Genomic DNA, 8,378 nt, shown 5'->3' with positions numbered 1-8,378 from the left:
TACATCTCGAACACCGACACGCGAAGATCCTCACTCAACAGCTCAAGCCCTGGCACCGACTTCGACACAGGCCCTAGGGGGTCAGGTGGGCCAGGGCGCCTGTTTCCAGGGCGGCCCAGACCGTGGCGTCCGGGGCGACCGTGAGGCCGTGAGGTTCGGAGGCCGGGGTGGGGAGGTCGTAGGTGTCGATTACGCCGTCCGGGGTGACGTGGCCGATGCGGTTGCCGCCCCACTCGGTGTACCAGCAGCCGCCGGCCGGGTCGGCGACGATGGCGTGCGGCCGGGCGGACCGGTCCGGCAGCGGGTACTCGGTGATCCGCCCGTCCGGGGTGATCCGACCGAGCTGACCGGCGCCGATCTCGACGAACCAGAGCGCCCCGTCGACACCGGCGGTGATGCCGACCGGCGCGGCCCCCTCGGTCGGCAGCGCGTGCAGGGTCACGGCGCCGTCCATGCCGATCCGGCCCACCGCGTTCGCCTGGTTGAGCGTGAACCAGACGGCCTCGTCCGGCCCGGCGGCGACCATCGAGGCGAAGCCGCCGCTCACCGGCAGCGGGAACCGCGTCTGCTCCCCGTCGACGGTGACCCGACCGATCGCGTCGGCGCTCATGGCCGCGTACCAGAGGGCGCCGTCGGGACCGGCGGCGATGCCGCAGGGGCCGGTCCCGGCCGGAAGCGCGACGGCGCTCAGCTCGCCGTCGGTGGTGATCCGGCCGATCCGGTCGTCGCCGGAGCGGGTGAACCAGAGGGCGCCGTCGGGGCCCGGGGTGATGATCAACGGTCGGCTGTCGGGCGACACCGACCAGGTGCGCAGCTCACCGTCCGCGCCCATCCGGGCGATGCCGCCGGCATGGGCCAGCGTCAGCCAGAGCGCGCCGTCGGGGCCGACCGTGATGCCGTACGGGCCGCCGCCCGCCCCGGCCAGCGGGACTTCCCTGATCTTCGCGGACGTCGTCACGAGGGTCACCTTCCGTCGTCTGCTCCGCCCCGGCGGGGCCCTGCCGACCGCATACCCTCGCTGCCACCGCGCGCCGAGGCAACCCGTTTGTCCGATCGACCGGCCCGGATTGCCAGCTCGCTGACAGGGTCGCCACGGCATCCCCTCAGCCCTGCCGGTCACTGTCGGTGCGGTCATCGCAACACTCACCAACGAGCTGGAGGACGACATGTCCCGCACCACGAGGAAGAAGCACCTGCTGGCCGGGCTGGCCGCGGCCGGCGTACTCGGCGTGGGCCTCGCCGCCCCGACGGTCGCGTTCGCCGCGGACGGCGACACTCCGGCGCCGGGCGCCAGCACCAGCGCCGCCGAGGACGGCGACCGCCAGCAGCAGCGGGCCGACCGGCAGGCGGAGTTCGCCGAGAAGCTGGCCGCGGAGCTGGGCGTCGACACCGACAAGGTGACGGCCGCGCTGGAGAAGCTGCGCGAGGAGCACAAGCCCGCCGACCGGCCCGGCAAGGGCGACCGGCCGGAGAAGGGCGGCAAGGGCGACCCCGCCGACCGGCAGGCCGCCATGAAGGAGCGCCTGGCGCAGGCCGTCGAGGACGGCAAGCTCACCCAGGAGCAGGCCGACGCCGTCACCGCCGCCGCCGAGGCCGGCGTCCTGCCCGGCCCGGGCGGTCGGGGCGGCCACGGCGGTCCGGCCGGCAAGTGACGTACGCCGTCCGCTCCGGCGACCCGGCCGGGGCGGACGGCGACCCGGCCGGGCTTGCTCAGGCCCCCGGTGGCGGGGCGTAGACGCCGAAGTGGTTGCCGACCGGGTCGGCCAGGTGGGCGAAGGTGAGCCCGTTGTCGTTGGACCTCGGCGGCACCAGCACCTTGCCGCCCGCCGCCTCCGCCCGCCGGGCGGCGTCGGCCACGTCGGCCACCTGCACGTAGAAGATGGCGTAGTTCGGGCTCGCCCCGCCGGTGTCCCGGATCGCGCCCTGGATGGAACCCGCTGGCCCCGCCTCCGTCACCCGGTACGACGCCTCCGGCGTCCCCTGCTCGCCGAACGCCCAGCCGAACAGGTCGGTGTAGAAGCGCCCGGTCTCCTCCGGCCGGTCCGTGCCGACCTCGAACCAGTTGACCCCGCTGGTGATCGTGGACATGTGTCGCCTCCCGTTCGCGCGCCGGCCGTTCGGCCGGCGCCGTCAGGAGTCAGCCTCCGCCCCGTCCGCGACACCGTCCTGTCGGTGTTTGCGACCAGACCGCTACTCGGACGGGTCGGTGAGCGGAATCAACCGGTCGACCAGGTCGGGGCGACGCGATCCGTGGCGGGCGCGGAAACTCGCCGCTTCGGCCACCGATACCGGGTACCGCCGCACGCCCGCCTCGTACGTGCGGACGACCAACTCCGCGGTGTCGGTGTCGAGCCAGTCGAGCGGACTGCCGCCAGCGGCGGCGTACCACTGTGCGCCGGCGATCAGGCGGTCGGCCTGCTCAGCCAGCCTGACGTCGGTCTCCCGGTCGCGGCCGAGGAAGGCGAGAACGCAGCGGGCGGCCGACGCCAGCAGGGAGCCGACGATCGTCGAATCCCGTTGGACACGACACAACACATCGGCGACGAACGCGGCGGACAACCCGGGATCGGTCGAGATCCGATTCAGCACGAACTCCGCCAGCGGCAGTTGCGGTGTCTCGTCCGGCTCCTGCACGATGGCCAGCAGGCGTTGGTAGGCCCGCTCCCGCTCCGGAGCCCCCGCACCGAGGATCGGGAGAAGCGACACGTCGAGCAGGAGCCGGGCTTCCGACCGGTCGCCATCCGGGAAGGTCCAGAGGCCGTCGAGCGCGTCGAGCGGATGCCCCAGCGGTCCCAGCGCGTGCAGCACCGCGTCGAGATTCGGGTCGCACTCGAGGTGCGCGGTCCGAGCGAGCAGGGCGAAATCCGTTCCGGTCGGCAGGTAGTAGCTCGCCGCATCCTCCACCGGGCTGTCTTCCCTGGAACCGCTGGTGAGCCAATCGGGGCCGCCCGCCGTCGGCGGCGACTCGTCCTGACCTTCCTCGATGGAGAGGAGCAGATCCCGTCGCGTTCCCATCCACGCCCGCTCGATCCGCACCGCGCCCAACAGGCCGGCGTACTCGCTGTCGCTGAGCTGGGAACGCCAGAAGAGAGCCAGTCGGTTCCACCCGGACACGACGTCGCCACTGTCCGGGTGGAGATCACTTGCCCGCAGTTGCCCGCTCGCGGCGAGCAGCAGCACGAGCAGGTTCACGCCGTACACGGCGTGGCGCTTCGGAACCGACAACTGCCGAGGCTCATACGACTCGAAGTGGCGCGCCGGTCGCCGGCCAGGCGCCGCCCGGAACAGGCGCAGCAGCATGTCGACCACGGCGTCCCGCCGGCTTGCGCCCCACGACGTCAGGATCTCGGTGAGGAAGGTGACGATCGGGGTGCGTCCGGTCAGTGTCGCGAAGGACAGCAGAGCGTGGAGCGGGTCGTCGTCCGTCGGCGTGGCCCCCAGCAGGGCGCTCGCCTCCCGGGCCGCTAGGTCGTTAAGCACCAGCGCGGTCGTCCGGGCGATCAGGAACTCGCCGAAGGTGGCGTGCAGGAACTCGTAGGTGCTGGCCCGGGTCTGGTCCCGCATCGCCTGTGAGCGGTGCACGAAGAAGAAGCGGCCCAGGACGATCTCGGCGGGTCGCAGTGGGGTACGCAGGTGTCCGTCGGTCGTGACATCCGCCGGACGGCTGCCCAGGAACGGCAACGCGGCGAGATCCGACTCGAAGTCGTTCTCGGTGACCCACTGGACGCCCCGGTTGAACATGCCGAACGCCACGATCGACAACCTGCGCAGCTCGTCCTCCGTCGCCCGGTCCAGGTCCCGCTCGGACAGGCCCGGCCGGTGCTTCATGACCTCGCGGCGGGCGAAGCTGCGCAACAGGCGCTCGTAGAGCTCGCCCCGGCGCAGCTCGCCGGCCGATCGCAGGTCGTTGCCCTCGGCGTCATAGAGCGCCAGCATCAGCAGCAACAGCGGCTGTTCGGCCAGCTCACGGTGGGCCAGCACCGTCGCCGGCTCCAGCGGCTGCACGCCGAGCGCGTGGAACGCCCCGTCGTTGACCCGGTTCCAGGTGGCAGTCCAGGCCCGTACCCGCTCGCCGTCGAACGGTTCCAGCCGTACCGCCACCGTGCCGGGCGGCGGCTGCGCCCGGTCGGCGACGCTGGTACGGCTGGTCACCAGCACCGCCACCGGCCGCCCCTGGTCGGCCTCACGCCGTTGGAAGGCCGCCACCCGGCGCAGGTAGTCGGTCTGGCTGACCCCGGTGGCCTGGAGCAGCTCGTCGAAGCCGTCGAGCAGCACGACCGGCAGGGCGTCGCCTGCCGACCTGGACAGGCCGGGCCAGTCCACCCTCTCTCCGGTGTCGTTACGGACCGCCTGCTCGATCTGGTCCTGGAGCTCCCCGGCGGCGTGGACGTCTCGCAGCACCACCCGCACCACCATGAAGTCGGCAGCCGGCAGCTGCGCGGCGAGGACCCGGGTCAGCACGGACTTGCCGGAGCCCGGCTGGCCGAGCACCAGCAGCGGGGCGCGGGTGGCGTTCGGCGAGGTGAGGTGCACGACCAGGGACTGCCACAGGTCGTCACGCAACGGCCGCCCGTCCCACCACGCCTCGTCGCTCGGTCGCGCGTGGGCGGGCAACTCCTCGATCCGGCACAGTGGCGGCACGTACGCCTCGCCGAGCGTCGGCACCGTCAGCCCTGCCGGCACCTCCCCGGACGAGATGATCGGCCGTCCCAACTCCGCGGTGTACGCCACGGCGAGCGCCGCCCGACGGCCGTCGGGTGGGCCTCCCGCGGAGAGTGCGACCAGGGCCTGCCGCATCTCGTCCAGCCCCACCGAGAGGGCACGCACCTGCGTCCGGGTCGCCTCGTGCTCGTGCAGGCCGATCCAGAACGACACCTCGACGTAGTCCACCGCAAGCTGGGTCAGCAGGTCGCGGTGCCGGTCGACGGCGGTCATGGGCAGCCGGAGCAGCACCTTCTCCGTCGCCTGTCGCCGCCATTCGTCGACGGCCTCCCACACGGCCAGGCCGTGTAGGAGGTGTTGCAGCCGGCCGACGAGCCCGCCGTAGTAGGCGACCAGGGCATGGCGGAACGCGGGATAGGGCAGTTGCGGACCAGGCAGCGGCGCCGCGGTGGCGAAGAACGCGTCGGTGAGGGCCGCCTCGTGCACCGCTCCTGAGCCGGCCAACGACAACTGCTCGGCCTTGCTGATCCGGGCGCTCGCCACGTCGAAGGGCAGGTCGATCTCGCTGAGCACCTCGAAGAAGGCGGTCACCGCGATGACGGCGTGCGCCGCCTCCAGGCGCTGCGTGCGGTCGTACCGGGACAGCCCGGAGCGCTTCTCGGACATGCCGCGTACCAGCTCGTGGCCGAGCCGGACGAACTCCGCCTTCGCGTCGAAGATCCCCAGTAGCGCCGGCACCGGCACCGAGGCGGCCAGCAGGGCTCCTCCGGTCAGCTTGTCGAACCAGTCGACGACCCTGCTCTTCTCCCCGCCGAGCAGGCGAACGGCGTCGGCGTAGCTGAGCGCGTCGGGCACGTGGTGACCTCCTGCGGGGAACATGCGGAAGAGACAGCATGCCGTGCACGGGAGGGCCGCGCTGTCCCGGCTCAGACCAGGCTGAGCCGGCGGATCCGCTCCTGGGGGATGTCGATGTCGTCGGCGGACAGCTCGCGCTCCGGCACCCGCTCGGCGAGGGTCGTGACCGAGGTGATCCGGTCGACGCGGAAGGCGCGGATGCCGGCCCGCAGCCGGCACCAACCCAGCAGGTACCAGTGTCGGGGATTGCCGAGGTAGCCCAGCGGCTCCACGTCGCGCAGCGAGCCGGCACCCGCGCGGTCGGCGTAGCGCAGGCGCAGCACACGTCGCGCGCGCACCGCGTCGGCGACGGCGGCCGGGACGGGCGTCACCGGGCCGTCGCCGATCAGGTGCACCCGGGCGGCGAGCCGGTGCGCCTCGGCGGCGTCGGCGGCCGGCATCACGGAGATCAGCTTGCGCAGGGCGGTGCCGGCCGCGGCGGCGAACGGCGTGCCGCGCATCCGGTGCAACGCCACCGCCATGGCGACCGCCTCGACGGGGGCGAGGTTGACCGGCGGCAGGGTGCGGGCCCGGTCGAGCGCGTAGCCGCCGGTGCGGCCCGGCTCGGCCCAGATCGGCACGCCCGACTCCTGGAGGGCGCCGATGTCGCGCTCGATGGTGCGGGTGCTCACCTCGAAGCGGGCGGCGAGCCAGCGGGCGCTGCGCGGGCGTGGCGACACGGCGCGCAGCTCCTCGACCAGGGCGTAGAGACGGTCCGTCCGGTTCACCCCCGCAACCTACGACGGGGGTGTGACGGGGCCGATCAGGCGATGCAGGCGCAGACGATCAGCGCGGCGCCGAAGTGCGTGGCGGCGCTGACCCGCGCCGCCGGGTGCGGCTCGTCCGAGCAGATGATCTCGCCGAGCTTGCCGGGGGTGAGCAGGTCCAGCACGAAGAACGCCAGCGCCATGATGACCAGCCCGACCAGGCCGAAGACGAGAGTCGAGGCGAGCCCCCTGGCGAAGTCGCTGTAGCTGGTCAGGATCGCGGTGAACACGATCCCGGCGATGCCGAGCTGGTTGGCGGCGAGCAGCAGCGCGGCGTTGCCGTTGCGCCGTACCCAGATCAGCTCCCGCAGCCTGCCCGGGGTGAGCATGTCGACCAGCCCGAACCCGGCCGCCATCAGGGCCACCCCGACGACCCCGAACACGACGCTCTGCCAGGCTCCGCTGAGCAGGTCTTCCAGCACCGACTGCCTCCCGAACTCTGCGCCCGGCGGGGATGCCGGCGCGGTGACCGAGACGATAGCGGCACCGCGCCAGCAGCGGGAGCCCGCTCCGGCTCCGGGAGACGGGCCTACAGCGACAGGTATCGCTGCCGCTCGTAGGGGGTCACCTCGCGGCGGTACTGCTCCCACTCGGCCCGCTTGTTGCGCAGGAAGAAGTCGAAGACGTGCTCGCCGAGCACCTCGGCGACCAGTTCGGAGCCGGCCATCACGTCGATCGCCTCGGCCAGGTTCTCCGGCAGCGGCTCGTAGCCCATCGCCCGCCGCTCGGCGCTGGTCAACGACCACACGTCGTCCTCGGCGCCCGGCGGCAGCTCGTAGCCCTCCTCGATGCCCTTCATCCCGGCGCCGAGCAGCACCGCGAAGGCCAGGTAGGGGTTGGCCGCCGAGTCCGGCGAGCGGACCTCCACCCGGGCCGAGTTCGGCTTGCCGTAGGCGGGGACCCGGACCAGCGCGGACCGGTTCAGGTGACCCCAGCAGACGTACGCGGGGCTCTCGGTCACCCGGTCCGGCAAGGCCTGCGGGAACAGCCGCTTGTAGGAGTTGACCCACTGGTTGGTGACGGCCGTGTACTCCCGGGCGTGCACCAGCAGCCCGGCGATGAACGCCCGGGCCACCTTGGACAGCTTCATCGGGTCGCCGGCGTCGTGGAACGCGTTGCGCTCCCCCTCGAACAGCGACAGGTGGGTGTGCATGCCGCTGCCCGGCTGGTCGGTGAACGGCTTCGGCATGAAGGTGGCCTGCACGCCGGTGGAGAGCGCCACCTCCTTGACCACGTGCCGGAAGGTCATGATGTTGTCGGCCGTGGTGAGCGCGTCGGCGTAGCGCAGGTCGATCTCCTGCTGGCCGGGGGCCACCTCGTGGTGGCTGTACTCCACGGAGATGCCGATCCGCTCCAGCGCCAGCACGGCCTGTCGGCGGAAGTCGCGGGCCACGGCGTGGGTGGTGTGCTCGAAGTAGCCGCCGGTGTCGACCGGGATCGGCACCGAGCCGTCCGGCGGGCCGTTCTCCAGCAGGAAGAACTCGATCTCGGGGTGGGTGTAGAAGGTGAAGCCCTTCTCGGCGGCCTTGGACAGCGCCCGGCGCAGCACGTGCCGCGGGTCGGCCCAGGACGGGCCGCCGTCGGGCAGCAGGATGTCGCAGAACATCCGGGCGCTCTCGCCGCTGGCCCCGCCCTCGAACGGGAAGACCTGGAAGGTCGTCGGGTCGGGCATGGCCACCATGTCGGACTCGACGACCCGGGCGAAGCCCTCGATCGCCGAGCCGTCGAACCCGATGCCCTCCTCGAAGGCCGCCTCCAGCTCGGCGGGGGCCACCGACACGCTCTTGAGCGTGCCGAGCACGTCGGTGAACCACAGCCGGACGAACCGGATGTCCCGCTCTTCCAGCGTACGGAGGACGAACTCCTGCTGACGGTCCACTTCCACCCCTCGCGACACCGTTGCGCACCTGCGACCGGGGTCGACCCGGCCTGACCGACCAGTCTCCACCGGCCTCGTTACGCCGACGTTACGCGACCGGCCGGCGGGCGTCCCGCCGTGTCCCGCGGCTGTCGTCGTCGCCCCGCCCCGCGTGTCGGGCCCGCACCGCTGGGGCA

The 8,378-nt window shown here is 72.6% G+C and carries 7 protein-coding genes; 1 reads left to right on the top strand and 6 read right to left on the bottom strand.

Annotated features, from left to right (window positions below; all coding sequences use genetic code 11):
* Positions 1–73 precede the first annotated feature (73 nt).
* Positions 74–958: a virginiamycin B lyase family protein gene (locus tag ACPXCB_RS29945; RefSeq protein WP_425879319.1), complete on the bottom strand. Its 885-nt coding sequence runs from the start codon at positions 956–958 to the stop codon at positions 74–76.
* A gap of 208 nt (positions 959–1,166) precedes the next feature.
* Here ACPXCB_RS29945 and ACPXCB_RS29940 point away from each other — a divergent pair, with 208 nt between their 5' ends.
* Entirely contained in the window at positions 1,167–1,652 is a 486-nt protein-coding gene (locus ACPXCB_RS29940) for a hypothetical protein (protein WP_425879317.1), read from the top strand.
* 58 nt (positions 1,653–1,710) lie between these two features.
* Here the strand turns inward: ACPXCB_RS29940 and ACPXCB_RS29935 are convergent, their stop codons facing one another.
* The 5 genes from ACPXCB_RS29935 to ACPXCB_RS29915 form a co-directional block, all read right to left on the bottom strand.
* Positions 1,711–2,088: a VOC family protein gene (locus tag ACPXCB_RS29935; protein ID WP_151454024.1), complete on the bottom strand. Its 378-nt coding sequence runs from the start codon at positions 2,086–2,088 to the stop codon at positions 1,711–1,713.
* A gap of 102 nt (positions 2,089–2,190) precedes the next feature.
* Complete coding sequence (locus tag ACPXCB_RS29930; protein ID WP_425879315.1) at positions 2,191–5,517, bottom strand: NACHT domain-containing protein; 3,327 nt, start codon at positions 5,515–5,517, stop codon at positions 2,191–2,193.
* Positions 5,518–5,588: 71 nt separating this feature from the next.
* Positions 5,589–6,284 carry a helix-turn-helix transcriptional regulator gene (locus tag ACPXCB_RS29925; RefSeq protein ID WP_425879313.1) on the bottom strand — a complete coding sequence of 232 codons (696 nt, stop codon included), beginning with the start codon at positions 6,282–6,284 and terminating at the stop codon, positions 5,589–5,591.
* 35 nt (positions 6,285–6,319) lie between these two features.
* Positions 6,320–6,745, bottom strand: a complete 426-nt coding sequence (locus ACPXCB_RS29920) for a DUF350 domain-containing protein (protein ID WP_151454027.1) — start codon at positions 6,743–6,745, stop codon at positions 6,320–6,322.
* A gap of 107 nt (positions 6,746–6,852) precedes the next feature.
* Positions 6,853–8,202, bottom strand: a complete 1,350-nt coding sequence (locus ACPXCB_RS29915) for a glutamine synthetase family protein (protein ID WP_425879311.1) — start codon at positions 8,200–8,202, stop codon at positions 6,853–6,855.
* Positions 8,203–8,378: the final 176 nt, after the last annotated feature.

The sequence above is a fragment of the Micromonospora sp. DT62 genome (genome assembly GCF_049847285.1).
GTDB lineage: Bacteria > Actinomycetota > Actinomycetes > Mycobacteriales > Micromonosporaceae > Micromonospora > Micromonospora reichwaldensis.
The sequence above is the reverse complement of the archived record's forward strand: the minus strand, read 5'-3'. Positions and strand labels throughout refer to the sequence as shown.